At 65.8% G+C, this 25,354-nt stretch carries 20 protein-coding genes; 4 read left to right on the top strand and 16 right to left on the bottom strand.

Translation table 11 applies throughout. From position 1 onward, the window contains the following. Positions 1-7: 7 nt before the first annotated feature. From P0645_RS01340 to P0645_RS01320, 5 genes are all read right to left on the bottom strand, one after another. Positions 8-1,792: a peptidoglycan D,D-transpeptidase FtsI family protein gene (locus tag P0645_RS01340; RefSeq protein WP_284162752.1), complete on the bottom strand. Its 1,785-nt coding sequence runs from the start codon at positions 1,790-1,792 to the stop codon at positions 8-10. Continuing rightward, a complete protein-coding gene (gene ftsL / locus P0645_RS01335; RefSeq protein ID WP_284162751.1) occupies positions 1,789-2,145 on the bottom strand; it encodes a cell division protein FtsL in 357 nt (118 codons plus the stop codon). The genes P0645_RS01340 and ftsL overlap by 4 nt, the downstream gene beginning before the upstream one ends. Before the next feature lie 3 nt (positions 2,146-2,148). Further along, the gene (rsmH, locus tag P0645_RS01330) at positions 2,149-3,147 is read right to left on the bottom strand and encodes a 16S rRNA (cytosine(1402)-N(4))-methyltransferase RsmH (RefSeq protein WP_502854772.1); all 999 of its coding nucleotides are present in this window, start codon (positions 3,145-3,147) and stop codon (positions 2,149-2,151) included. 2 nt (positions 3,148-3,149) lie between these two features. Continuing rightward, complete coding sequence (mraZ, locus tag P0645_RS01325; protein WP_284162750.1) at positions 3,150-3,653, bottom strand: division/cell wall cluster transcriptional repressor MraZ; 504 nt, start codon at positions 3,651-3,653, stop codon at positions 3,150-3,152. 693 nt (positions 3,654-4,346) lie between these two features. Continuing rightward, positions 4,347-5,414, bottom strand: a complete 1,068-nt coding sequence (locus tag P0645_RS01320; RefSeq protein ID WP_284162749.1) for an Mrp/NBP35 family ATP-binding protein — start codon at positions 5,412-5,414, stop codon at positions 4,347-4,349. A 271-nt stretch (positions 5,415-5,685) separates the two neighbouring features. On the opposite strand from P0645_RS01320, the gene P0645_RS01315 reads away from it, so the two are divergent. Further along, positions 5,686-5,895: a DUF1127 domain-containing protein gene (locus P0645_RS01315; protein WP_284162748.1), complete on the top strand. Its 210-nt coding sequence runs from the start codon at positions 5,686-5,688 to the stop codon at positions 5,893-5,895. 375 nt (positions 5,896-6,270) lie between these two features. Here P0645_RS01315 and P0645_RS01310 read toward each other — a convergent pair whose 3' ends face one another. Next, complete coding sequence (locus P0645_RS01310) at positions 6,271-8,640, bottom strand: ATP-dependent helicase (RefSeq protein ID WP_284162746.1); 2,370 nt, start codon at positions 8,638-8,640, stop codon at positions 6,271-6,273. 304 nt (positions 8,641-8,944) lie between these two features. Here P0645_RS01310 and P0645_RS01305 point away from each other — a divergent pair, with 304 nt between their 5' ends. Then, positions 8,945-12,388, top strand: coding sequence for a pyruvate carboxylase (locus P0645_RS01305; protein ID WP_284162745.1), 3,444 nt, complete (start codon positions 8,945-8,947; stop codon positions 12,386-12,388). 93 nt (positions 12,389-12,481) lie between these two features. Here P0645_RS01305 and pcaF read toward each other — a convergent pair whose 3' ends face one another. From pcaF to efp, 7 genes are all read right to left on the bottom strand, one after another. Further along, on the bottom strand, positions 12,482-13,684 hold the full coding sequence (pcaF, locus tag P0645_RS01300; RefSeq protein ID WP_284162744.1) for a 3-oxoadipyl-CoA thiolase: 1,203 nt from the start codon (positions 13,682-13,684) through the stop codon (positions 12,482-12,484). 9 nt (positions 13,685-13,693) lie between these two features. Further along, complete coding sequence (locus tag P0645_RS01295; RefSeq protein WP_284162743.1) at positions 13,694-14,380, bottom strand: ABC transporter ATP-binding protein; 687 nt, start codon at positions 14,378-14,380, stop codon at positions 13,694-13,696. Beyond that, positions 14,377-15,126, bottom strand: coding sequence for an ABC transporter ATP-binding protein (locus tag P0645_RS01290; RefSeq protein ID WP_284162742.1), 750 nt, complete (start codon positions 15,124-15,126; stop codon positions 14,377-14,379). The genes P0645_RS01295 and P0645_RS01290 overlap by 4 nt, the downstream gene beginning before the upstream one ends. Beyond that, positions 15,119-16,099 carry a branched-chain amino acid ABC transporter permease gene (locus tag P0645_RS01285; RefSeq protein ID WP_284162741.1) on the bottom strand — a complete coding sequence of 327 codons (981 nt, stop codon included), beginning with the start codon at positions 16,097-16,099 and terminating at the stop codon, positions 15,119-15,121. Before P0645_RS01285 ends, P0645_RS01290 begins: the two co-directional genes overlap by 8 nt. After that, a complete protein-coding gene (locus tag P0645_RS01280; protein WP_284162740.1) occupies positions 16,096-17,016 on the bottom strand; it encodes a branched-chain amino acid ABC transporter permease in 921 nt (306 codons plus the stop codon). The genes P0645_RS01285 and P0645_RS01280 overlap by 4 nt, the downstream gene beginning before the upstream one ends. A 60-nt stretch (positions 17,017-17,076) precedes the next feature. After that, complete coding sequence (locus tag P0645_RS01275) at positions 17,077-18,210, bottom strand: ABC transporter substrate-binding protein (protein ID WP_284162739.1); 1,134 nt, start codon at positions 18,208-18,210, stop codon at positions 17,077-17,079. 328 nt (positions 18,211-18,538) lie between these two features. Then, positions 18,539-19,108: an elongation factor P gene (gene efp / locus P0645_RS01270; protein ID WP_267632635.1), complete on the bottom strand. Its 570-nt coding sequence runs from the start codon at positions 19,106-19,108 to the stop codon at positions 18,539-18,541. Positions 19,109-19,234: 126 nt separating this feature from the next. On the opposite strand from efp, the gene epmA reads away from it, so the two are divergent. Next, on the top strand, positions 19,235-20,275 hold the full coding sequence (gene epmA, locus P0645_RS01265) for an EF-P lysine aminoacylase EpmA (protein ID WP_284162738.1): 1,041 nt from the start codon (positions 19,235-19,237) through the stop codon (positions 20,273-20,275). A 149-nt stretch (positions 20,276-20,424) separates the two neighbouring features. Next, entirely contained in the window at positions 20,425-21,630 is a 1,206-nt protein-coding gene (locus tag P0645_RS01260; protein WP_284162737.1) for an MFS transporter, read from the top strand. Position 21,631: 1 nt separating this feature from the next. On the opposite strand, the gene P0645_RS01255 is transcribed toward P0645_RS01260, so the two are convergent. The 3 genes from P0645_RS01255 to P0645_RS01245 are packed head-to-tail and all read right to left on the bottom strand — an operon-like array spanning position 21,632 to position 25,147. Next, positions 21,632-23,218: a N,N-dimethylformamidase beta subunit family domain-containing protein gene (locus P0645_RS01255; RefSeq protein ID WP_284162736.1), complete on the bottom strand. Its 1,587-nt coding sequence runs from the start codon at positions 23,216-23,218 to the stop codon at positions 21,632-21,634. A gap of 58 nt (positions 23,219-23,276) precedes the next feature. Further along, positions 23,277-24,743 carry a M81 family metallopeptidase gene (locus tag P0645_RS01250; RefSeq protein ID WP_284162735.1) on the bottom strand — a complete coding sequence of 489 codons (1,467 nt, stop codon included), beginning with the start codon at positions 24,741-24,743 and terminating at the stop codon, positions 23,277-23,279. Positions 24,744-24,748: 5 nt separating this feature from the next. Continuing rightward, positions 24,749-25,147, bottom strand: a complete 399-nt coding sequence (locus P0645_RS01245; protein WP_284162734.1) for a RidA family protein — start codon at positions 25,145-25,147, stop codon at positions 24,749-24,751. Positions 25,148-25,354 lie beyond the last annotated feature (207 nt).

Below are 25,354 nucleotides of genomic sequence, written 5' to 3'. Positions count from 1 at the left end.
GGAACCGTCAGTTCGAACTGACGCGTGTTACACCCGCCTCCAGCCCGGGTTCAACCTCTGGCCTGAGACCCAGAAGCGGTGCAACGCGGCGTATCATCTCGGCCGCGACCGGAACCGAGGTCCAGCCCGCCGTGCGGCGCGGTTCGTCGCCCGAGCTTTCGACCGGCTCGTCGAGCGTGACGATCAGCACATATTTCGGGTCGTAGGAGGGAAAGGTAGAAGCGAAGGTGGTCACGACCTTGTCGTCATAATAGCCGCCCGTCGGCTTCGGCTTGTCGGCAGTGCCGGTCTTGCCGCCGACCGCATAGCCCGGCACCTCGCCGAAGGACGCCGTGCCGCGCACCACCACCTGCCGCAGAAGCGAACGCGCAATCTCCGAGGTCTTTTCGCTGATGACACGCTCGCCTTCCTGTACCTTGTCGGTCTTCAGGATCGTCGGGCGAACCCGGGTGCCGCCATTGACGATCGAGGCATAAGCCGAGGCCAGATGCAGCGGGCTCGCCGACAGGCCATGGCCGTAGGAGATGGTCAGCATCGAAATCTCGGACCATTTCTTGGGGATCAGCGGCTTGCCGGTCGGCGCCTCGACCAGTTCGACCGGTGTAGGCTCGAAAAAGCCGAGCGACTTGAGGAAAGCCTGCTGCTTCTCCGCGCCGACCATGCCGATGATATGGGCGGTGCCGACGTTCGAAGATTTCACCACCACGTCCGTCACCGTGTTCTGGGCGCCGTAATTGTGGAAATCGCGGATCTTGTACTTGCCCCAGAACATCGGGCTTTTCGTATCGACCATGGTCATCGGATTGACGAGACCGAGGTCGAGCGCCTGCGCCACGGCAAATATCTTGAAGGTCGAGCCAAGCTCGTAAACCCCCTGCACTGCCCGGTTGAAGAGCGGGCTGTCCCCGGCCTGACCCTTGACCAGCGGCGCGGGTCTGGTGTTGGGGTCGAAGTCGGGCAGCGAGGCCATGGCGATCACTTCGCCGGTTCTCACATCCATGAGAATGGCGGCCGCCCCCTTGGCGTTCATCAGCTTCATGCCGCCGTCGAGCACTTCCTCGACCGTCGCCTGAACCGACAGGTCGATCGACAACTGCAGGGGCGCGCCCCCGTTCGCCGGGTCGCGCAGCCACTGGTCGAAGGTCTTCTCGATCCCCGCCGTGCCGATCACTTCGGCCGAGGCCACACCCTCGCGCCCGAAGGACGAGCCGCCGAGGATGTGGGAAGCCAGCGCACCGTTCGGGTAAAGCCGCATCTCGCGCGGCCCGAAAAGAAGGCCGGGATCGCCGATCTCATGCACAAGCTGCATCTGTTCGGGCGAGATGCGTTTCTTGATCCAGAGGAATTTCTTCGACCCGGTGAAATCCTTCCTCAGCTTCTCGGCATCGAGGTCGGGGAAGATCAGCGCGAGCTTTTCCGCCGCGCCCGCCGGATCGACCATCAGCTTCGGCTGGGCATAAAGCGCGTGGGTGACAAGGTTCGTGGCAAGGATGCGCCCCTCGCGGTCGGTGATGTCGGCGCGCTGCGCGACGATCGCAGGGCCTGCCTGCCCGCTCTTCGGCTCCTCGGGTGCGGTGGATGCGAGAACGCCCATCCGCAGGCCGACCGTGCCAAAGCCCGCCACGAAGGCAAGGCCGAGGAGCAGAAGGCGGCCCTCGGCCTTCAGTCGCGCGCTGTCACGCATCTCCTCATGGCGCAGGCGCAGGTTTTCGCGCTCGATCGCATCCGGATTCTCGCCCTTGGCACGGGCCGAGAGAATGCGGGCCAAGGGGCGGAGCGGCGTGCGGATCATGGCGTCTTTTCCAGCGCGGCAACGGTAGAAATCGGGTCGGTGATCGGTTCAAGCGACGGCATCTCGGTCGCGGGATAGCTGATCTGGGCGACGTCGCCGAACTGTTCCGGCGCCAGCGGCAGAAGGCCCAGCCGTTCGAAATTCAGATCGGCGAGCGCGCGTAGCCGGTCGGGCCGGTTCAGATAGGCCCATTCGGCGTTCAGGACCGACAGGCTTTCCTTCAGTTCGCCGATCTCGATCCGCAGGCTGCGCACCTCGGCAAGTTCCGCCTGGGTCCGGTAATTCTCGCGGTAGGCCCAGAAGCCGAGCGCGATGAGCGAGGTCGCGAAGAGCGTGAGGATGAAGCCGCGCATGGCTCAGCGTCCTTTCTTCTTTTGCGGCAGGCGCGGCAGCGCCAGGCTGGCGGCATCGGCCTGCCCCGCAGGTGCATCGGTCCGCCGGCCAACGCGCAACTTGGCCGAGCGCGACCGGGGGTTCGCGGCCAGTTCCTCCGCATCCGGGCCGATCGCCTTGCGGGTGATCATCATGAAGGCCGGGCGTGCCTCTGCCCGGGCGGGCGCATGGCGGCTGCCCTGCCCCTCGGCGCCCGACCGCATCTGGAAGAAGCGCTTCACCACGCGGTCTTCGAGCGAATGGAAGGTCACGACCGCGAGCCGTCCACCCGGTTTCAGCGCCCGTTCCGCTGCCGCCAGCCCGGCTTCAAGCTGGCCGAATTCATCGTTCACCGCGATGCGAAGCGCCTGGAAGGTGCGCGTCGCCGGATGGCTTTGCCCGGGCTTGGGGCGCGGCAGGCAGCTTTCCACGACCCTGGCAAGCTGCAATGTCGTCGTGAAGGGACGGGCCGCGACGATGGCGCGGGCGATGCGGCGCGAGGCGCGCTCTTCGCCGTAATGATAGAGAATATCGGCGAGTTCAGCCTCGCTGGCCCCGTTCACCAGATCGGCGGCGGTCGGCCCGGCATCACCCATGCGCATGTCCAAGGGACCGTCCTTCTGGAAGGAAAAGCCGCGCTCCGCCTCGTCGATCTGCATCGAGGAAACGCCCAGGTCGAGCACGACACCATCGACCGGCGCGGCGGCGATCAGGTCGAGGTCGGAAAAGGTGCCTTCGGCCAGTTCCAGCCGCGCGCCATGGGCGCCCGCCCAGTCCCGCGCCATGCGGAAGGTCAAGGGGTCGCGGTCGATGGCAATGACTTTGTCCGCCCCCGCCGCCAGAAGGCCGCGCGTATAGCCGCCTGCCCCGAAAGTGCCATCGACCCAAACTCCCGAAACGGGCGAAACCGCTTCGAGAAGCGGCTTCAGCAGGACCGGAACATGGGGGGCATCTGGCTGTGTATCGGGCCGTGGCAGCGGCATCTTCATACCCTCGTCCTCGGCGGCAGAAGGCTGCGCGGGTCGAAATCGTCGGGATATTGGTCGGCCAACCGCCGCGAGCGGGCGCCCGCGCGCTCCTCATAGGTCTCGGGCTTCCAGATCTTGAAATAGTCGCCCGCCGAGATGAAGAAGGCCTCGGACGTCAGCCCGATCTTCTCGCGCAATTTCTGCGGCAGGACGAGGCGGCCGTCGTCGTCGATATTGGTCTCGACCGACTGGCCGTACATACGCTCTTCCAGCATCAGCCGTTCGGCCGAGCCGCGCTGCATGTCTTCGATCTGTTCGTCAATCTCTTCGATCGCGCGCATCGTATAGACTTCCAGCCAATCCTGCCGGGCGTCGCCGTAAACGATCACGATATTGGGGCGCAGCCCCTCGCGCCAGTCAGGGTCCGAGGCTTCGATCACGCGGCGGAACGGGGCGGGGATGGATACGCGACCCTTCGCGTCCACCTTGAACGTCTCCGACCCTCTGAACCTGCGTGCCAACGGCCCGCGCTCCTTTGCCTGTCCCTCTTGCCGGAGCGGGGCCCCGGAAAGACAACGGCGGATCGGGCTGCTGCCACTGCCCGATCCGCCGCCCTCGTCCCATCACTGGGTCTGTCCGGCTGGTGACCACCTGGGGGGATGTCTGCTCGTCACAGCGCCGGATCTCTTGGTTCGGCAGGGCGGGCGCCTGTATGAAACCTGACTTTTGCCGTTTGGGGTCTTGCCGCCCCGAAGTCTTGATCCCGTCCTGCCGGTACAGAAAGGGATGACACGGGAATTCATGGGAATCAACAGGAATTTTTGGATCCCACGCAGGAAATTCTACGATGGGAGGAGCGGGTCACGATGGAGTCGGCTAGGATTTGCGCCCGATCGGGCGATATATCGAGCCGATTCGTCGAATGAACACCATATATAGATCAATCCAGCCGAGGCGCGTCATTCCCATACCGGACCGTCAGTTTCGAGGATTTCAGCGGCGCGCAGGCTTTCCTGCCGCCTCAGACAAGGAAGATCCCGCAGGAAACCCTGATCCAGCGGGATATTTCGTCGCGAATGATTCGAAACAGCCCTGCCGGAGCCACGCCGATCCCATGAATTCCCATGGGAACCTCCTCGGGCGCTTCGCTTCTCGTCGGGATGCCCCGAGGAGCGCACAAAGTGCGACGACGAGGCCCCTCCCGGCCCCACCGGTCAGGCCATGCCGCCCGCGATCAGGCGGTGGGCGATCCGCGCATAGGCCTCGGACACGGCACTCTCGCCCGCGGCAATCGGTGTACCCGCATCCCCGGCGAGGCGGACATCAAGCGACAGCGGTATCTCGCCAAGGAACGGCACGTCCAGCTTGTCCGCCTCTGCCGCCACGCCGCCATGGCCGAAGATATGTGCCTCATGCCCGCAGTTCGGGCAGACATAGGACGACATGTTCTCGATTAGACCAAGGACCGGCGTCTTCAGCTTGCCGAACATGTCGATGGCGCGCCGCGCATCCAGCAGCGCCACATCCTGCGGGGTCGATACGATGACCGCGCCGGTCACATGGGTCTTCTGGCAAAGCGTCAGCTGCACATCCCCGGTGCCGGGCGGCAGATCGACGATCAGAACGTCCAGATCGCCCCAGGCCACCTGGTTCAGAAGCTGCTGCATCGCCCCCATCAGCATCGGCCCGCGCCAGACCACCGCCTCGTTTTCCTTCAGCATCAGCCCGATAGACATCATCGTGACGCCATGTGCGTGCAAGGGCTCTATCGTCTTTCCGTCGGAAGACGCCGGGCGTTTCGACACGCCCATCATCCGCGGCTGCGACGGGCCGTAGATATCGGCGTCCAGAAGGCCAACCCGCCTGCCCTGCCGCGCCAGCGCCACGGCGAGGTTCGAGGATACCGTCGATTTGCCAACCCCGCCCTTGCCCGACCCGATGGCAAGGATGCGGGCCACGCCAGGCACATGCTGCGGCCCTGCCTGCGGCGTCGGATGGCCGCCGATCTTCAAGGAGGGCGGCGGCGCCTTGGCCGCCGGGCCATGCGCGGTCAGAAGCGCGGAAACCCGCGCAATACCCAGCGCTTTGACCGCCGCCTCCGCTGCCTGACGCACCGGTTCCATCTGGCGCGCCATCTCGGGCGACGGAGCCTCGATCACGAAACTTGCCTTGTCCGCTTCCACCGTCAGCGCCCGGACCATGTCGCGGCTCACCAGATCGCCACCGTCAGGCAGCGCGATCCGCGCAAGGGCCGAGAGGATCAGGTCGCGATCGGGGGTCATGAAAGCCATCCTTTGCTATGCGCGGAACACTTGGCTTCAACCGGTCTGCCTCGGCAAGGGCGAAATGGTCGCAGCCCCGCCCCGGCAGCGGTTTTCCTTCACGAAACCGTTACATACCCGTTTCCGCAGCGTCAAAATAGGTCAGCAAGCGGTATGCATTTTCTGCATGGCGGCATTGATCTTTTCCGGGATTGTGCAGTTGCAGCATGAAGCGCATCTTCATCCCAACAGCACGACACGGATCGTGCAACGAGTTAGATGAGGCATCAAAATGAACACGACCATTCTTCGCGGCAACGCAACGCTCCTCGAACGGATTTCGGCCTTCTTCGCCGGCCTGAACGAAAGCCGCCGCCGCTATGGCATCTACCGCCAGACGCTGCGCGAGCTTGACGGCCTGAACGACCGCGAGCTGAACGACCTCGGCCTGCACCGTTCGGAAATCGAGCGCGTCGCCGTCGAAGCCGCCTACGGTAAGTGATCGGATTTCCGGCCCTTCTCCTCCCCCTCGGGCCGGATATGGCGGTGACTACCCTCCCTGTCACCGCCTCCCTTTTCGGGGCTGATGCCCCAGAAGAACCGCCGCCGACCCTTCTCCTCCCTCGGGTCCGCGGCGCATAAGGACGGCGCCCCCTCCTCCTCCCTGGGGCGCCGCCCTTACCCCAAAGGAACCCACGGGTTCCCTGAGATCGTCGGCTTCCTCCTCCCTGCCGACAGATCCCTGCGGCGATGGCTGTTCCTCCTCCCCTGGCCATCGCCGCGCTTTTCCCTTTCACAACAGGCAATGAAATCGCGCGGCTTGCGCCGTCTGCCGATTTGATGTGCTGGGAAAAGGGCTGACTTGCGCCCGGGTCCGTCAGAACGGAATGTCGTCAACCTGATCGGCGGCGATCACGAAGCCTGCCACCACATGCTTCACGCCCGCCTTGTCGAAGGCGATCTCGAGCTTGTCGCCCTCTGTCCCTTCCACGGTCCCATAGCCGAACTTCTTGTGGAAGACCCGGTCGCCTTCGATGAAGGCCGCCACTGCATCGAGGTCGATGATCTGGTTCCGCGCCTCGCGCGGCTGCGACAGGCCGCGCTGGCCCGACCGTTCCTGCAGCCGCCGCCAGCCGGGGGAATTGTAGACATCGGCCTTCGTCGCCCGCTCCTCGATCCCGCCCGCCCGCGGCGCCGCCGCACCGAAACCCCCGCCGTAAAGGCCGGGCGGGGTCAGGACATCCACATGCTTCGCGGGCAGTTCGTCGATGAAACGCGAGGGAAGCTGCGATTGCCACTGGCCATAGACCCGGCGGTTTCCGGCGAAAGAGATGGTGCACAGCTCCTCGGCCCTTGTGATCCCCACATAGGCCAGCCGCCGTTCCTCCTCGAGGCCCTTGAGCCCGCTTTCATCCATCGAGCGCTGCGAGGGGAACAGCCCGTCCTCCCAGCCCGGCAGGAACACCACCGGGAATTCCAGCCCTTTCGCCGCATGAAGGGTCATGATCGTGACCTTCTCCTCGGCGTCCTGGCTGTCATTGTCCATGATCAGCGCCACATGTTCTAGGAAGCCCTGAAGGCTGTCGAACTGTTCCAGGGCCTTCACGAGTTCCTTCAGGTTATCAAGCCGCCCCGGCGCCTCGGGCGTCCTGTCGTTCTGCCACATTTCCGTGTAGCCCGATTCCTCAAGGATCGTCTCGGCCAGCGCGATATGGTCATAGCCCTGCTGCCGGGTCACCCGGTGCCAGCGGTCCACCGCCTCGACAAATATCCTCAGCTGCCCGCCGCCCTTGCCGGGCATGCGGCCCGCCGCCACCAGATAGCGCGCGCCCTCCAGAAGCCCCGCCCCATCCTCGCGCGCCTGCATCTGGATCGTCTGCACCGCCTTGTCGCCCAGGCCGCGCTTGGGCACATTCACCACCCGCTCGAAGGCCAGATCATCGGCGGGCGAGCAGGCGAGGCGGAAATACGCCATCGCATCGCGAATTTCCTGCCGTTCATAGAAGCGCGGGCCGCCGATCACCCGGTAGGGCAGGCCGATGGTCAGGAACCTGTCCTCGAAGGCGCGCATCTGGTGGGAGGCGCGGACAAGGATCGCCTGACGGTTCAGGCCGACAGGGTCCAGATGGCGGGTGCCGCGCTGCAGCGCCTCGACCTCCTCGCCGATCCAGCGCGCTTCCTCCTCGCCGTCCCAGTGGCCGATCAGGCGCACCTTCTCGCCGCCCTGCGCGTCTGTCCAGAGCGTCTTGCCCAGCCGCCCGGCGTTGGCCGCGATCAGGCCCGAGGCGGCGGCAAGAATGTGCTCGGTCGAGCGGTAGTTCTGTTCCAGCCGGATGACGGTCGCGCCGGGAAAATCCTTCTCGAACCTGAGGATATTGCCGACTTCCGCCCCGCGCCAGCCATAGATCGACTGGTCGTCATCACCCACGCAGCAGATGTTCTTGTGCCTGGCCGCCAGAAGGCGCAGCCACAGATACTGGGCGACGTTCGTATCCTGATATTCGTCGACGAGGATATAGCGGAACCAGCGCTGGTATTGGTCCAGAACATCGGGATGGGCCTGAAAGATCGTCACGCAATGCAGAAGCAGATCGCCGAAATCGCAGGCGTTGAGGGTCTTCAACCGCTCCTGATAGGCGGCGTAAAGTTCCGATCCCATGTGGTTGAAGCTTGACGCCTCGGCCGAAGGCACCTTGTCGGGCGTCCAGGCCCGGTTCTTCCAGTGGTCGATCAGCCCCGCAAGCTGGCGCGCAGGCCAGCGCTTTTCGTCGATATTGGCCGCGACGATCAGCTGCTTCAGCAGCCGGATCTGATCGTCGGTATCGAGGATGGTGAAGCTCGACTTCAGACCGACAAGTTCCGCATGCCGGCGCAAGAGCTTGACCGACACCGAATGGAAGGTGCCCATCCAGGGCAGGCCCTCGACCGGCTGGGCAAGAAGGCGCCCCACCCTTTCCTTCATCTCGCGCGCGGCCTTGTTGGTGAAGGTCACCGCAAGGATCTCATGGGGTCGCGCCTTTCCGGTCGCCAGAAGATGCGCGATCCGCGCCGTCAGCGCCCGCGTCTTTCCGGTGCCCGCGCCCGCGAGCATCAGGACCGGTCCCTCCAGCGCCTCGACCGCCTGCCGCTGCGGCGCGTTCAGCCCGTCAAGGTATGGTGCCCCCTGCCCCACGGCGCGCGCGGCCATCGCCCGCTGCGACAGCGGCACGGCGGCGGCGAAGGCATCATCCTCGTCGAACTGGCTCATGGCGCGACAATAACGGGGCGGGCGGCAAAGTTAAAGAAGAGTTCTTGCAATGTTCCGGAAACCTTGTCGAGCAGTTTGCGCACCCGTCGCCAGTGTGCGGCGAGGATTGCATCAAACGCTCGACAAGCGGCCGCCGACCGGCTGTTCTGCGGCTTGTTCCGGCGGAACGCCGACCCCACGCCGCTTTCGCGTGCAAAGTGCCGGTTTCGTGCCTGCGGTTTGCCGGGGCGGCTCTAGTCTCACGACGCCACTTGCGCTGCGCTGCAGCATGCCTAAAGTGCGCGCCGCGACCAGGGAGGGACCGATGGCAGAATTCCGCAAGATCCTTGTAGCGAACCGGGGCGAGATCGCCATCCGGGTCATGCGGGCCGCGACCGAACTCGGCAAGCGCACCGTCGCGGTCTATGCCGAGGAGGACAAGCTGTCGCTCCACCGCTTCAAGGCCGACGAGGCCTACCGGATCGGCGAAGGGCTTGGCCCGGTGCAGGCCTATCTGTCGATCGATGAAATCATCCGTGTGGCCAGGGAATGCGGCGCGGATGCGATCCATCCGGGTTACGGCCTCCTCAGCGAAAACCCCGAATTCGTCGAGGCCTGTGCGGCCAATGGCATCACCTTCATCGGACCGAAGGCCGAAACCATGCGCGCGCTTGGCGACAAGGCGAGCGCGCGGCGGGTGGCGATCGCCGCCGGTGTGCCGGTCATCCCGGCGACCGAGGTGCTTGGCGACGACATGGAAGAGATCAAGCGCCAGGCGGCCGAGATCGGCTATCCGCTGATGCTGAAGGCCTCCTGGGGCGGCGGCGGGCGCGGCATGCGGCCGATCCAGTCCGAGGCGGAACTCGCCGACAAGGTCCGCGAGGGGCGGCGCGAGGCGGAAGCGGCCTTCGGCAATGGCGAAGGCTACCTCGAAAAGATGATCCTGCGCGCCCGCCATGTCGAGGTGCAGATCCTCGGCGACCAGATGAGCAACATCTATCACCTTTACGAGCGGGATTGCACCGTCCAGCGCCGCAACCAGAAGGTCGTCGAACGCGCGCCTGCGCCTTATCTGTCCGAGGAACAGCGCACCGAGATTTGCGAACTCGGCCGCCGCATCTGCGCCCATGTGAATTACGAATGCGCGGGAACGGTCGAATTCCTGATGGATATGGACAGCGGCAAGTTCTACTTCATCGAGGTCAACCCCCGCGTCCAGGTCGAACATACCGTCACCGAACAGGTAACCGGCATCGACATCGTCCAGGCCCAGATCAAGATCGCCGAAGGAAAGACCCTCGCCGAGGCCACCGGCATGGCGAGCCAGGCCGACGTGCATCTCAACGGCCACGCGATCCAGTGCCGGGTGACGACCGAAGACCCGCTGAACAATTTCATCCCCGACTATGGCCGCATCACCGCCTATCGCTCGGCGACCGGTGCCGGTATCCGGCTCGACGGCGGCACCGCCTATTCGGGCGCGGTCATCACCCGCTATTACGATTCGCTTCTGGTGAAGGTCACCGCCTGGGCGCAGACGCCCGAGCAGTCGATTTCGCGGATGAAGCGCGCGCTCGCCGAATTCCGCATCCGGGGCGTCGCCACCAATATCGCCTTCGTCGAAAACCTGCTGCGCCACCCGACCTTCCTGACGAACGCGGCGACCACCAAGTTCATCGACACGACACCGGAGCTTTTCGCCTTCAGGAAGCGGCGCGACCGGGCAACGAAGATCCTGATCTACATCGCCGACATCACGGTGAACGGCCATCCCGAAACCGCCGGTCGGGCGAAGCCCCCGGCCGAGGCCCGCGCGCCGCGTGCGCCGAAGCCCGTGGTCGCCCCCGCGCCCGGCAGCCGGACTCTGCTGGAAGAAAAAGGCCCGCAGGCGGTCGCGGACTGGATGGCGTCTGAGAAGAAACTTCTCATCACCGACACGACGATGCGCGATGGCCACCAGTCGCTGCTGGCGACCCGGATGCGCTCGATCGACATGATCCGCGTGGCGCCCGCCTATGCGGCGAACCTGCCCGGTCTTTTCAGTGTCGAATGCTGGGGCGGCGCTACGTTCGACGTGGCCTACCGGTTCCTGCAGGAATGTCCCTGGCAGCGGCTCCGCGACTTGCGCAAGGCGATGCCGAACCTGATGACGCAGATGCTGCTCCGCGCCTCGAACGGCGTGGGATATACGAACTACCCGGACAATGTTGTTCGATTTTTCGTGAAACAGGCGGCCGAAACCGGCATCGATGTGTTCCGCGTGTTCGATAGTCTCAATTGGGTCGAGAATATGCGCGTCGCCATGGACGCGGTCGTCGAGCAGGAAAAGGTCTGTGAAGGCACGATCTGTTACACCGGCGACATCCTGAACCCCGACCGGGCGAAATACGACCTGAACTACTATGTCACCATGGGCAAGGCGCTGAAGGCGGCGGGCGCACATGTTCTAGGTCTCAAGGATATGGCGGGCCTGTTGAAGCCCGCCGCCGCGCGCGTGCTCGTCAGGGCGCTGAAGGAAGAGATCGGCCTGCCGATCCATTTCCACACGCATGACACCTCGGGCATTGCCGGCGCGACGATCCTCGCCGCCGCCGACGCCGGTGTCGATGCCGTCGATGCGGCGATGGACGCCTTCTCGGGCGGCACCTCGCAGCCCTGCCTTGGCTCGATCGTCGAGGCGCTGGCCCATACCGACCGCGATACCGGCCTCGACATCGCGGAAATCCGCCGCATCTCCAACTATTGGGAAGCGGTCCGCCACCAGTACCGGGCCTTCGAGAGCGGCCTCGAAGCCCCGGCTTCAGAGGTCTACCTGCACGAAATGCCCGGCGGCCAGTTCACCAACCTCAAGGCGCAGGCGCGCTCGCTCGGGCTTGAGGAGCGCTGGCACGAGGTCGCGCAGGCCTATGCCGACGCGAACCGGATGTTCGGCGATATCGTGAAGGTCACGCCATCGTCGAAGGTCGTGGGCGACATGGCGCTGATGATGGTCGCGCAGAACCTGACGCGGCAACAGGTCGAGGACCCCGCCGTCGATCTTGCCTTCCCGGATTCGGTTGCCGACATGCTGAGGGGCAATCTCGGCCAGCCCCCGGGTGGCTGGCCCGAGGGGATCGTCAGGAAGGTTCTCAAGGGTGAAAAGCCCTCGACCGAGCGGCCGGGCAAGAACATGCCGCCAGTGGAACTGGAGGCGATCCGCAACAAGCTGTCGGCCGATCTTGAAGGCTTTCGGGTCGATGACGAGGATCTGAACGGCTATCTCATGTATCCCAAGGTCTTCCTCGACTATATGGGCCGCCACCGGCAGTACGGCCCGGTCCGCACCCTGCCGACGCCGACCTTCTTCTACGGCATGCAGCCGGGCGAGGAGATCTCGGTCGAGATCGACCCGGGCAAGACGCTGGAAATCCGGCTGCAGGCGGTAGGCGAGACCGATGATACCGGCGAGGCCAAGGTCTTCTTCGAACTGAACGGCCAGCCGCGCGTGATCCGTGTTCCGAACCGCGCGGTGAAGGCCAAGACCGCGAGCCGCCCCAAGGCGCAGGACGGCAATCCGCTGCATATCGGCGCGCCGATGCCGGGCGTTGTGGCAAGCCTTTCGGTCGCGGCGGGGCAGAAGGTGGCTGCGGGAGACCTGCTTCTGACCATCGAGGCGATGAAGATGGAAACGGGTATACATGCCGAGCGCGCGGGCCTTGTGCGTGCGGTCCATGTGGCGGCGGGCGCGCAGATCGACGCCAAGGACCTGCTGATCGAATTCGCCGACTGAGGTGCGGGCGCGACGCCGGGGACCAAAATCCTTCGCGAAGGATTTTGGCGGCACCGTTGCGATGAACGTCGGGGGTGCGGACGGCCCGGCGCTTCAGGTGCGCTCCATCACCAGCGCCACGCCCTGCCCCACACCCACGCACAGGGTGGCGAGGGCATAGCGCCCGCCCCGTCGCGCAAGGTCGCGCGCCGCCGTCCCGGCAAGGCGCGCGCCGCTCATTCCCAGCGGATGGCCCAGCGCGATCGCCCCGCCGTTCGGGTTCACGCGCGGATCGTCGTCGGCAAGGCCAAGTCCGCGCAGGCAGGCGAGAACCTGAACCGCAAAAGCCTCGTTGATCTCGATGAGATCGAGGTCGGAAAGCCCGATCCCCGCAAGCGCCAGCGCCCGGCGGCTCGCCTCGACCGGGCCGATACCCATGATCCGGGGCGGCACGCCGACCGAGGCGGCGGCAAGCACCCGCGCCCGTGGCGCGAGGCCAAGGGTGGCCGCTCGCTCGCCCGAGGCGAGGATCAGCGCGGCTGCGCCGTCGTTCACGCCCGACGCATTGCCTGCCGTGACCGTCCTGTCCGGCGCGTTGATGCCCTTCAGCTTCCCGAGACCTTCCAGCGTCGTCTCCGGCCGGGGATGTTCGTCGCGGTCGACCAGATTGACCGCCCCTTTCCGGCCCGGCAGGTCGACCGAAAGCCGTTCTTCCGCATAGAAGCCAGCGGCGTCGGCGGCGGCGAACCGTTCCTGCGAACGGAGCGCGAAAGCATCCTGATCGGCGCGCGAGATGGCGAAGTCGGCCGCCAGATTGTCGGCAGTCTCCGGCATCGACTCCACTCCGTATTCCGCCGCCATGCGCGGATTGACGAAGCGCCAGCCGATGGTCGTGTCATGCACTTCCGCCTGTCGGCTGAAGGCGCCGGTCGCCTTCGGCATAACGAAAGGCGCGCGGCTCATACCTTCGACGCCGCCTGCGATCACCAGGCCCTTTTCACCCAGCCGGATCGAGCGAGCCCCCGCGATGACTGCATCCAGCCCCGAGGCGCAGAGGCGGTTCACGGTATAGGCGGGCACCTCAGGCCCAAACCCGGCCAGCAGCGACGCCATGCGCGCCACGTTGCGATTGTCCTCGCCCGCCTGATTGGCACAGCCGAGGACGACCTCCTCGACCGCATCCGGCCCAAGCGACGGGTTGCGCGCCAGCAGCGCGCGCAAGGTCAGCGCCGCCAGATCGTCCGTCCGGACAGAAGAGAGGGCGCCACCATAGCGTCCGATCGGTGTCCGTACGAAATCGCAGATGAAACAGTCCATGCCCGCCCTTCAAACCCCCACGTAGCGTGTGCTGAGGTCCGGCGTCAGCTCGGCTATCGGACCGGTCCAGACCGTGCGCCCGCGTTCGAGAACGACAGCACGGTCCGCCACCGCCTTCAACTCTTTCAGCGTCTTGTCGATGACGAGGAGAGCAAGACCCGAGGCGGATTTGAGCCGCGCGACCGCCGCCCATATCTCCTGCCGGATCACCGGCGCCAGCCCTTCGGTCGCCTCGTCGAGGATCAAAAGCCGCGGATTGGTCATCAGCGCCCGGCCGATGGCCAGCATCTGCTGCTCGCCGCCGGAAAGCGTCGCGGCCCGCTGGCCGCGGCGCTCGGCAAGGCGCGGAAACAGGGTTTCGACCTCAGCCTGTCCCCACTCGCCGGGTCGCGCGGCGCAGATCAGGTTCTCGGCGACGGTCAGATCGCGGAAACAGCGCCGGCCTTCCGGCACCAACCCGATCCCGAGCCGCGCCGCCCTGTGGCTTGGCAGCAGCATCAGATCCTGCCCCGCGAACTGCATTGAGCCCGAGGCCGGGATCATCCGGCAGATCGCCTTCACGGTCGTGGTCTTGCCCATGCCGTTGCGCCCGAGAAGCGCGACCACTTCGCCCTCGCGAATGTCGAGATCGACGCCGAACAGCGCCTGGCTCGCGCCATAAGAGGCTGTGACCGAGGCGAGGGACAGAAGCGTCATGCCTCCTCCCCCAGATAGGCTTCGCGCACCACGTCACTCTGGCGGATATCGGCGACCGTTCCGGTGGCGATCACCTTGCCATAGACCAGCACGCTGATCCGGTCGGCGAGCGCGAAGACCGCGTCCATGTCATGTTCCACCAGAAGGATCGGCGCCTCCGACCTCAGCCCGTCGAGAAAGCCGGTCAGCCGCTTCGATCCGCCGGCACCAAGGCCCGCCATCGGCTCGTCCATCACGAAGGCACGCGGGCGGAGCGTCAGTGCCACCGCCACCTCAAGCTGGCGGCGCTGGCCATGGCTGAGTTCTGCGGTGCGTGTGGCCGCGTGGTCCGAAAGCCCCACCCGCTCCAGCGCCGCTTCGGCCGTTTCGCGTAGCCCCCGGTCCGATAGGACCGGCGCGAAGAACCTCCAGGGTCGTCCGCGGGCGCCGAGCGCGCCGAGCATCACGTTCTGCAGGACCGTATGATCCATCGCCAGGGCCGAAATCTGGAAGGTCCGCGCCATCCCGCGCCGGGCGCGGGCAAGGACGGACAGCGCTGTCACATCCTCTCCGGCGAAGCGCACGGTGCCGCGGTCTGGCCGCAACGCGCCGCATATCTGGGCGATCAGCGTCGATTTTCCAGCACCGTTCGGTCCGATGATCGCATGGATCTCTCCGGGGCGGAGGTCGATCGAGACATCCTCGCTCGCCCTCAGCGCGCCGAAGCTCTTGGTCAGGCCTCTGGTTTCAAGGACCGGTTCAGCCATGCGCCTTCTCCCGCCCAGCGACCAGACCGATCAGACCGCCCCGGGCGAAGAGGACGATCAACAGCAGGAGCACGCCAAACGCAATCTGCCAGTATTCGCTGATCCCGCCGAGCAGATGTTCGAGCAGCACGAAGACCATGGCCCCAACGACCGGCCCCATCAGCCGCCCGACACCGCCGATGATGACGAAAACCATGATCTCACCACTGGTGTGCCAGCTGAACATCGTCGGGCTGACGAAGCGGTTCAGATCGGCAAAAAGCGCCCCGGCGAGGCCGGTTACCGCAGCCGACAGAACGAAGGCCACAAGTTTCAGCCGCTGCGGATCGAGCCCGACCGCGGCGACCCGCGCGGGCACCTGACGTGCTGCCGCCAGCGCCAGCCCGAAAGGCGAGCGCGCCAGCCGGTGGCTGAGCAAGAGCGCGAGGAGCAGAACCGCAATGACGATCCCGTAGAACTGGATCGGCGCCAGCGTATTCACGCCGGGAAAGCGGTTGCGCACATAGATCGACAGCCCGTCCTCGCCGCCATAGGTCGGCCAGGAAAGCGCGAAGAAATAGAACATCTGGCCGAAAGCGAGCGTGATCATGATGAAATAGACGCCCGTGGTCCTGAGCGAGAGCGCGCCGATCAGAAGGGCGGCAAGCGCGGCAGAGATGGCCGCGACCAGCCAGATCACGGGCATCAGGTTCGTCCCCGGCAGGCCAAAGCTTTCGATCAGCGGCGTGTAGGTCTGGGCATGATAGGCGAGGATACCCATCGAATAGCCGCCGATCCCGAAGAAGACCGCATGCCCAAGGCTGACAAGCCCGCCCTGCCCCAGTGCGATGTTCAGCCCGACGCCCGCCAGCGCCAGCACGGCGGCGCGGGTGGCAAGCGTCACCCAATAGCTCTCTCCCATCAGATGCGCGGCCAGCGGCAGGAGGACAAGTGCCACGACGACCGCCAGGTTGACTTGCGCTTCGCGGCTCATGCGCGGCCTCCGAAGAGGCCAGTCGGCCGCCAGATCAGGATCGCCCCCATCAGGATATATATCGCCATAGAGGCAAGCGAGGCACCAACTGCCTTGGCGCTTGCGGGATCGGTTACAAGCTTCAGCGCCTCGGGCAGGAAGACGCCGCCAAGCGTATCGGTCAGCCCCACGAGCAGCGCGCCAAGCAAGGCGCCGCGGATCGAGCCGATGCCGCCGATCACGATCACCACGAAGGCAAGGATCAGGACCGGCTCTCCCATGCCGACCTGCACCGACTGGATCGCGCCCACAAGCGCACCTGCAAGACCCGCAAGTGCGGCGCCAAGCGCGAAGATCAGCGTGTAAAGCCTTGATATGTCGATCCCAAGGGCTGCCGTCATCTCGCGGTCGTTCTCGCCCGCGCGGATGCGGATGCCGATGCGCGTGCGGGTGATCATCAGATCGAGCCCGAGCGCGATGAGGAGCCCCGCGCCGATGAGGACCAGCCGGTAAAGCGGATAATCTATACCGCCGGGCAGACTGACCGGCCCGGAGAGCGCGGGCGGAATGTCGAGATAGAGCGGGAAGGAGCCGAAGGCCCAGCGCGTGCCTTCCGAGAAGATCAGGATCAGCGCGAAGGTCGCCAGAACCTGATCGAGATGGTCGCGGTCATAGAGGCGACGGATGATGAGGAGCTCGACGATCACGCCCGCCACCGCCGCCGCCGCGAGCGCGGCAAGGAGCGCCAGCGTGAAAGAACCGGTCGCCGCCGCCACGCTCGCCGCAGCAAAGGCGCCGAGCATGTAGAGCGACCCATGGGCGAGGTTGATCAGCCCCATCACGCCAAAGATCAGCGTCAGGCCTGCAGCCATAAGAAACAGCATCACGCCGAACTGCAGCCCGTTCAGCACCTGCTCTGCGAGAAGGACAAGGCTCATCATCTGCATCCGGCAGCGCCGGCCCCTGCACAGGAACCTGCGAAGGGGCCGGCCGCCAGCTTACATCTTGCATTCGGCGGCATAGGAGTCGCCGTGATCGGTCAGGACCGTGCCGATGGTCTCGTTCGTGTAGATGTCGCCTTCCTTCACCACCTTGCGGGCGTAGACGTCCTGTACCGGATGGTGGTTCGGCCCGAAGGCGAACTTGCCGCGCGTGCTGGCGAAGTCGGCGGCCTCAAGCGCCGCCTGGAAGGCGGCCTTGTCCGAGGGCTCGGCCTTGGCGAGCGCCGACAGCATCAGGTTCGCCGTGTCAAACCCCTGGCTCGCGTACAGCGACGGCAACCGCCCGTAGGCTTCCTGGAAGCTCGCGACGAAGGCCTTGTTGGCCTCGTTGTCGAGGTCCTTCGACCATTGGCTGGTGTTCACGACGCCAAGTGCCGCATCGCCTACTGCCTGCAGGATGTTCTGGTCGAACGAGAAGGCAGGGCCCACAAGCGGCAGGCCGACGCCGCTGTCGGCATATTGCTTCAGGAACGAAATCCCCATGCCGCCGGGCAGGAAGAAATAGACCGAATCCGCGCCCGAGGCCCGGATCTGCGCGATCTCGGCGGCGTAGTCGGTCTGGCCAAGCTCGGTATAAATCTCGCCCGCCAGCTTGCCGGTGAAGGTCCGCTTGAAGCCGGTCAAGGCATCCTTCCCGGCGGGATAGTTCGGGGCGAGGATGAAGGCATTGCCGTAGCCCGCACCATTGGCATAGGCGCCCGCCGCCTCGTGCAGGGCATCATTCTGCCAGGCGACATTGAAATAGAACGGGCTGCAACCCGCACCGGCAAGCGCCGAAGGTCCGGCGTTGGGCGAGAGGTAGAACATCTCCTGCGCGGTCACGGATGGCACCACGGCCATCGCGAGGTTCGACCAGATGATCCCGGTCATCAGATCGACCTTGTCGGACTGGATCATCTTGTCGGCGAGCTGCACCGCGATCTCGGGCTTTTGCTGGTCATCCTCGACCACCAGCTCGATGTCCGACCGCCCCGATTGCTGGATCGCCAGCAGGAACCCGTCGCGCACATCGATGCCAAGCCCGGCGCCGCCACCCGAAAGCGTGGTGATCATGCCGACCTTCACCTCGGCCGCAGCGGCGCTCGCCAAAGCGGCAAAGGCCGCCGTCAGCAGGAAACGTCCCATTTTCATTCGATCCTCCCTTGTTCCTCATCGAAGTGCCGACCGCAACGGTGGTCCCCTCGCAGCCTGCGCGACCGCTGCCCTGTTGTGCAAGCCTGAACGGCTCTTGCGGGATTTCGATTCGCCGCTTCATGATCGGCGGGGCGGATTTTTATTTCAAGCTTGAAATGTTCATTCCGCACACCGTCCGACCTAAATGCGGCGCCGGTCAGATCAGCGGAACCGCATAGCGCGGGAATATCGTCAAAATGTGCATGGTTGCGCGGCGATCTTTACGCGGCAGAAGGCAAAAGGCGGGGCCAAGACCCCGCCTTCCATTCTCGCCTTCAGACCCGGATCACTCCTTGTCGCGGCCCTGATAGCTGTTGTCATCGGTGTTGATGATCACGCGGGTGCCGACATCGATATGCGGCGGAACCATGATCCGGAGGCCGTTCGAGGTCATCGCGGGCTTGTAGGAGGAGGACGCAGTCTGGCCCTTCACCACCGGCTCGGTCTCGGTGATCTCGACCGTGATCTTCTGCGGCACCTCAAGGGCGATGGCCACGCCGTCGAAAGTCTTCAGCCAGCAACGCATGCCTTCCTGCAGATAGACCTTGTTGTCGCCCATCACATCCTCGGTGACGGTCAGCTGGTCGTAATTCTCGGGATTCATGAAGTGGAACCCTTCGCCATCCTCGTAGAGGAAGTCATATTCACGCTCGTCGACGGTCGCCTTTTCCACCTGGTCGGTGGTCTTCCAGCGCTCCGAGACCTTCACCCCGTCCGAGATGCGGCGCATGTCGACGCTCGTCGTCGGCGTGCCCTTGCCGGGGTGGAAGTTGGTGGCGGAGAGAACCGCATAGAGCCTGCCGTCGAGTTCGACGACATTGCCCTTGCGCAGCGACGAGGCGATGACTTTGACCATGGTGTTCCTTGCAGTCGTTCGGGCCCTTGCGCTATGGCCCGGGCAACATCTTGAATGGATCGCGCTGCCCTTAGCCGATCTTTCCCGATTTCGCCAGATGAAAGCGTCCTGCCCGTGAGAGAGCCGTTGGATCATTCCCATGCCTGGTGGCAGCCGCACCGCCACGCGGACCGGCGCGGGCTGCTTCTGGCGCGCAACCGCATCCAGTCGGCGCTGCGTTCCTGGTTCGCGGGCGAAGGGTTTCTGGAGGTCGATCCAGTGGCCCTGCAGGTCAGTCCGGGAAACGAAGCGCATCTGCACGGCTTCGCGACCGAGGCTATCGGCAACCATGGCCAGCCGCGCGCCATGTATCTGCACACATCGCCCGAGTTTGCGATGAAGAAGCTGCTCGCGGCGGGCGAGACGCGGATCGCTGCCTTCGCCCATGTCTGGCGCAACCGCGAACGCGGCGCGCTGCATTCGCCCGAGTTCACCATGCTGGAATGGTATCGCGCGGGCGAGGATTACACGGTGCTGATGGACGACTGCGCTTCATTCCTGCGGCTTGCGGCCGAAGGCGCCGGGGCGAGGGAACTGCGCTTCCGCGACCGGACCTGCGACCCGTTTGCTGCGGCTGAGCGGCTGTCGGTCGCAGAGGCCTTCGCCCGCCATGCCCGGGTCGACCTTCTGGCGACGATCCGCCCCGACGGCACGACGGACGAGGCGGCGCTCCGCGCGGCGGCGGGCGCGGCAGGCGTCGGGACGGCGCCCGACGACAGCTGGTCCGACATCTTCTCGCGCATCCTGTCCGAACGGGTCGAGCCGAATCTGGGACTCGGGCAGGCGACGATCCTCGACCGCTACCCCGCCGCCGAGGCCGCGCTTGCCCGGCGCACCGCCGATGATCCCCGGCTGTCGGAACGGTTCGAGCTCTATGCCTGCGGGGTGGAACTGGCCAACGGCTTCGGCGAATTGACCGATGCGGACGAACAGCGCCGCCGCTTCACCGAGGAAATGGAGATCAAGCAGCGCGTCTATGGGGAACGCTATCCTCTGGACGAGGCTTTCCTGGCCGCGCTCGCGCTCATGCCCGCCGCTTCCGGCATCGCGATGGGCTTTGACCGGCTGGTGATGCTCGCAACCGGCGCGCCGCGCATCGACGATGTGATCTGGACACCGGTCGCCTGATCGGGATTTCCCGTTACCACACTGATAACCATAAGTTTTATCGAACGATTTCTTGCAAGGCGCCCGGGGTAGCGTACCCTTGGCGCATGCCGCAAGTTCGCACCAACCCAGCCGACCGAAACCTGCGCCGCCTGCTCGGGACGCAGGTCGTGACCGATTGCAGCGACTGGCTGGACTATGTCGCGATCCTCGCCCTGCTGGCATTTCACTGGCAGGCGGGCCTGATGATCTATGCCGCACTGGCACTTGCCGCAGGACTGCCGCATGTCCTTGGCGCGGCGGGCGCCGAGGCCTTTTGCGCGCGCCATGACAGCCGGTCCGTCATGGCGTCGGCGATCAAGCTGCGCGGGCTCATCGCCATCGGCATGATCCTCGCGCCCGGCTGGCCCGCGCTGCTGGCCCTTGTCTTTGTCCGCAGCACTGCCGATCGCCTCCTGCACCCGGCGCGCGCGGCGGCCTTCGCGCGCCTCACCCCGGCCGAGGATGTGCCGATGACCCTGGCCGCGCGCCGCAGCCACGACCGCGCCGCGCGGATCATCGCGCCCGCCGTCGGCGGGGTCCTGCTTCTCTCGTTCGCGCCTGCCCATCTCTTCTTCCTGTCGGCGGGCCTCGCGCTCTTGGCTGGTCTGCTGCTCTGGGCCCTGCCCGCCCTGCCTGCCGCCGAGGGCCGGTGGCGCGCGGCCGAACCGGCGCCGATCCGGGCCGGGCTGGCCGAGGCGCGCGCCGTGCCCGAGGTCCGCGCGACCCTTCTGATCGGCGCGCTGACCGGTGCGGCACTTTTCGTACAGGAAGGCCTGATGGCGCCCTTGGTCGCTGACCTTGGGCAGGGCCCCGCCATGATCGGCTTTGCCTTCTCGGCCCTCGCCTCCGGCGGGGCGCTTGCGGCGCTATGGCCCACAGGGCCCGCACCCGACCGAAGGTTCTGGCGGATCGCTGACGGCACGGCGGGCGCGGCGATCGCGATGGCGGGGCTCGGGCTTCTGGCCATCGCAAGCCTGTCGGCGGGCGGGGCGGTGATCTGCGCCTACTGCGTCTGCTTAGGCCTCGCCATGGGTCACTGCACCGATCAGATCGCGACGCGCCCCGAAGCCTGGGCAACGCCCGAGCGCGCCGCATCGGTCGAGCGCCTCGGCGCTTGGGTAGAGGGCGCGGTCCTCCTCGCCGCACCGCCCCTCGGCGCGGCACTTGCCGCAGTAGCGGGTGTCGGCAGCGCTTTCGTCGCGAGCGCTCTGGCGCTGGCGCTCGCGGCGCGCATCGCGCTCGCCATGCACAGGCAGCCGCAAACGGCGGCCGCCGCATCGCAGCCGCCAAAGGCTGCTCTGGCCGAACCGACCTTCGCCGTCGCGGCGGAGTGACTTAGCCCCAGTCGCCCAGCAGCACGTTCCGCGTCACCTGTTCGACCGTCCGGTCGCGGGCGATAAGGCCCGCAACCCACTCGCAGGAGCCAGCGTTGAAGACCGCCCCCTTGCCGCGCCGATAGTCGGCCATGCAGCCGTTGCCACGGCTGGCGCGCCCGAAGCTCTCGGGCGTCACCTCGCCGTAGACGAACTCAGCCACCTCCTCGGCATCCAGATGGCCGATGAACCCGTCGCGGTCATGCGGGCCGGTGGAATGCGAGAGCGTCGTCGCGGGCGACAGGCCGACGATGGTCAGATCGCCTTCAAGGCCGGTGCCCTCGGCGGCAAAGGGCAGCCCATGGGTCATGGTATAGTCGATCCCGTCGACCTCATAGCCGAAGATCTTCGCACCCGCCCCCAGCACGTCGCCATAACCAAGCCCCGTGTCCCTAAGCGACCAGTGATCGGGCCGGTAGATGGCAAAACCGCCCGACCCATGCGCCGCGCAGCGGCTCCAGCCCGCATAGACGCCCATCGAGCCGGTCAGGCCCATCGTCGCGGTCGCGGGGCGGGCGACGGTCGGGTCGTCCCAATAGCCGGTCAGGCGGCGTGGGTCTGTGTCGCGGACCGGATCGGCCTGATTGGCAGTGGTCTTGTAGCAGATCTGGGTGGCCAGATCGGGCGAGAGCCGCGTCTGCCAGAAGAAATTCCCCGCAAACCGCGCCAGCCGCCCGCCCCGGTCAAGCCAGCCGTCCAGATGATCCCGCATCTCCCATGTCCAGTATTCGTCATGGCCGACGATCAGCGCGCGCCCATAGCCATCCAGAAGCCCCGGATCGCGGTGCAGGTCATGCTGCGTCGCATAGTCGAGCGCGATCCCCTGCGTCTCGCACCAGAGCGCGAAGGGCCGTTCGAACGCCGCCCAGCCGGAAGAGGCATATTTCTTGGAAATCCCCTTCGCGCGGGCATAATCCATATGCGGATAGCGCGGCTTCGACAGAAGGGGCGAGGCATGCGGGATGCGCGGCGCATCCTCGGGCCAGCGCACGAAGCCTTTGGCCCAGGGACGATGAAGCGAAACCTCGGGCGCGAAATCGCCGCCCGACTGGCCGGTCAGGCCCTGATAATGGTTCGAGCCCCCCCAGTCATTGTAGGCGCACCAGGTTCCCGTGGTCAGCACCATGCATATCCGCGCCTGCGGCCGCGCGGCGCTGAGGACGAACATATGCTGAGACTGGTGGCCGGGAACCGTAAGCGTGGCGGTGTAAAGCCCGCTCTGCCAATCGCCCGGGATCGTCAGCGCATAGCGTTCCGGCCAGTCGCAGCCCCTGACGGAACAGTCGGCGGGCGTGTCTTCGAATGAGAGCGCGATCTCGGTTTCAACCAGCACCTCCGCGTGCAGCCCGTCGCGCGCGATCGCCAGCCGGGCGCGCGGCGCGCTTGACATGGCGTGCAGCGCAAGCCGCTCGCCCGGGGCGTAGGACAGCCGGTCGGTATAGGCCCAGACCTGCGCGCGATGCGGGTCGGGCGACGCCGTCTCGTAATAGTGACCGGTGACAGGATCGCCATCGTCATAGGGACCGGCGACAAAGAAATCCTTGAGCATCGCATCTCCTCCCGCCGCCAGACGCTAGCGGTCGGCGGCGCCGGGCGCAACGCGGGCCTCAGCCGAAAGGGTCGGCGACGCGGGGCCAGATCGGGCGGGTGAGTTTGCGGTAGACGGTACGCGCCGGGTCGGAGGGATAGGCGCTCGGCGCCGAGACATAGATGATCCCGGCGGCGATGGGGGCGAAGCCCGCGTGGAAATGATTGGTTGATTTCACCAAGAGCACATCCTTCGCGAGCGGATCGATTCCGAGGCCGGTGAAGATGTCAGGCTCGAAGGTCTGGGTGCGGTTGGTGTTCAGGATCACGTCGATCTCGGTGCCTTCGATTCTTATGACGGCCGACCGGCCAAGCGGCACGCGGCTCGGGCCGAAGCTTTGCCAAGCCTCCTCCGCCACCTTTATGACCCGGACTGGCGCGTCGATCGGTTCGCCGGCCTCGGGCCCGGACTTGGCCCCGAAGCGCAGGTTGATCACTGCCCCTTCGCCCGCCGCATGGGCGGTCATCACCGCCATCGGGTCCCAGATCGTCGCGACGCCGATCTTGAGCCCGCCCCGTGCCATCAGCGCCCTGAGGATCACCGTCCCGTCCCCCGGCACCCCTCCGCCGGGATTGTCCCATGTGTCGGCGATCACCGCTGGCCGTCCCGGGCGCGCGCGGCCCGCAGCCTGCACGATCCCGTCCTCGACCCCCACGATCTCCATGATCGTCTGATGGCGCAGCGCGAATAGCTCTCGCCCCAGCCGTTCGGCCAGTGCGGCGGCGGCAGCGGCATCGCCATCGGCGACGACCAGAATCCGCGTGCCCATTTCGGGCACATCGGCGGCCATGAAACCATGGATGACCGAGATCGACAGGATACCGTCCTGCCCCTCCAGCGCCTTGATCCGGTCGACGAAGGACCGCATCGGCTCGCGGCTTGTCGGCAGGACCGCGATCATCCGGCAATCGAAGGCGGCCATCGCGGGCCGGATCTCGCCCCGGATCGCGCGCAATGCCAGATCGACCAGATGTTCGCCGCGTTCATAGAAATCGGTGTGCGGGAATTCGAGGAAGGCCGCGAGGATGTCGGCGGCGGCAAGCCGGGCGGGCGTCAGATGGCTGTGGGGGTCAAGCTCGGCCGCGATCACCACGCCGGGGCCGACCAGCGCGCGGACGCGGGACAAAAGATCGCCCTCGCAATCGTCGTAGCCCTGCGCCACCATCGCCCCGTGCAGGCCGAGGATCACCCCATCGACCGGGATCGCCGCCTGAAGCTGGCCAAGTATTTCGTCGCGCAGCGCCTCATAGGCCTGCCGCTGCAAAAGGCCACCCGGCTCCGCCCAGGCAGCCGTCCCCTCGATCAGGTCGAACCCTTCGGCGGCGGCGCGACGGCGCAACACCACCATCGGCGAGGAACAGAGCGTCGGCGTTTCGGGATGCTGGCCGGGCGGGGCATAGAAGGCCGCCTCGAACGAGGCGCGGTCGGTCGGCAACGGCGAGAATGTGTTCGTCTCGGTCGCGAGCGACGCGGTGAATATCCGCATTCCGCCTAGCCTTTCGCGACGGGCGCGAAGGCGACGGCCTCGATCTCGACCTTGATATCGACCATCAGGCGGGATTCGACCGTCGTGCGCGCCGGCGGTTCGGACGGAAAGAATGTGGCATAGACCTTGTTCATGCCGGAAAAGTCGCGCGCATCCTCGATCCAGACCGTGGTCTTGACCACCTGATCCATCGTCACCCCGGCGAGCGCCAGCGCGGACTTCACATTCTCCAGCACCTGCCGGGTCTGCGGCTCGATCCCACCCTCGACATAGGTTCCATCCGGCCGCACCGGCACCTGACCCGAGACATAGACCATGTCGCCCGCGCGGACGGCGGGCGAGAGCGGTACATGCGAGTTGCCAAAAGTCTGCTTGCGTTCGGGCACACCCTGTCCTTTCCTCATCAGATCGCATGCCGCCGGCGCATGGTGGCACCGGCGGCAGCGATACCGGCCCATGATGGGAGAGCGGGCCGATGGCGCGCCTCGCCGGTGGGAGATCCGACGGTCGCGTTGGTAATTTACATTATTCGGTTTATCCCGTCATTCAAGTGGAAATTTGTGTTGCAAACTTACATTTGCAGCCTAACCTGCATCCACTGAACGACGGAA

The organism is Frigidibacter sp. SD6-1, assembly GCF_030143255.1.
Lineage (GTDB): Bacteria > Pseudomonadota > Alphaproteobacteria > Rhodobacterales > Rhodobacteraceae > TMP-24.
The sequence above is the reverse complement of the archived record's forward strand: the minus strand, read 5'-3'. Positions and strand labels throughout refer to the sequence as shown.

What these genes read in the sequence shown, in the direction of transcription:
- P0645_RS01280 (WP_284162740.1), bottom strand. Translation starts at nt 17,016, where the DNA reads ATGAGCCTTGTCCTTCTCGCAGAGCAGGTGCTGAACGGGCTGCAGTTC.
- P0645_RS01245 (WP_284162734.1), bottom strand. Translation starts at nt 25,147, where the DNA reads ATGAGGAAAGGACAGGGTGTGCCCGAACGCAAGCAGACTTTTGGCAAC.
- P0645_RS01310 (WP_284162746.1), bottom strand. Translation starts at nt 8,640, where the DNA reads ATGAGCCAGTTCGACGAGGATGATGCCTTCGCCGCCGCCGTGCCGCTG.
- ftsL (WP_284162751.1), bottom strand. Translation starts at nt 2,145, where the DNA reads ATGCGCGGCTTCATCCTCACGCTCTTCGCGACCTCGCTCATCGCGCTC.
- P0645_RS01320 (WP_284162749.1), bottom strand. Translation starts at nt 5,414, where the DNA reads ATGACCCCCGATCGCGACCTGATCCTCTCGGCCCTTGCGCGGATCGCG.
- efp (WP_267632635.1), bottom strand. Translation starts at nt 19,108, where the DNA reads ATGGTCAAAGTCATCGCCTCGTCGCTGCGCAAGGGCAATGTCGTCGAA.
- pcaF (WP_284162744.1), bottom strand. Translation starts at nt 13,684, where the DNA reads ATGGACTGTTTCATCTGCGATTTCGTACGGACACCGATCGGACGCTAT.
- P0645_RS01255 (WP_284162736.1), bottom strand. Translation starts at nt 23,218, where the DNA reads ATGCTCAAGGATTTCTTTGTCGCCGGTCCCTATGACGATGGCGATCCT.
- rsmH (WP_502854772.1), bottom strand. Translation starts at nt 3,147, where the DNA reads ATGCCGCTGCCACGGCCCGATACACAGCCAGATGCCCCCCATGTTCCG.
- P0645_RS01315 (WP_284162748.1), top strand. Translation starts at nt 5,686, where the DNA reads ATGAACACGACCATTCTTCGCGGCAACGCAACGCTCCTCGAACGGATT.
- P0645_RS01275 (WP_284162739.1), bottom strand. Translation starts at nt 18,210, where the DNA reads ATGAAAATGGGACGTTTCCTGCTGACGGCGGCCTTTGCCGCTTTGGCG.
- P0645_RS01295 (WP_284162743.1), bottom strand. Translation starts at nt 14,380, where the DNA reads ATGACGCTTCTGTCCCTCGCCTCGGTCACAGCCTCTTATGGCGCGAGC.
- P0645_RS01290 (WP_284162742.1), bottom strand. Translation starts at nt 15,126, where the DNA reads ATGGCTGAACCGGTCCTTGAAACCAGAGGCCTGACCAAGAGCTTCGGC.
- P0645_RS01285 (WP_284162741.1), bottom strand. Translation starts at nt 16,099, where the DNA reads ATGAGCCGCGAAGCGCAAGTCAACCTGGCGGTCGTCGTGGCACTTGTC.
- P0645_RS01305 (WP_284162745.1), top strand. Translation starts at nt 8,945, where the DNA reads ATGGCAGAATTCCGCAAGATCCTTGTAGCGAACCGGGGCGAGATCGCC.
- P0645_RS01250 (WP_284162735.1), bottom strand. Translation starts at nt 24,743, where the DNA reads ATGCGGATATTCACCGCGTCGCTCGCGACCGAGACGAACACATTCTCG.
- P0645_RS01340 (WP_284162752.1), bottom strand. Translation starts at nt 1,792, where the DNA reads ATGATCCGCACGCCGCTCCGCCCCTTGGCCCGCATTCTCTCGGCCCGT.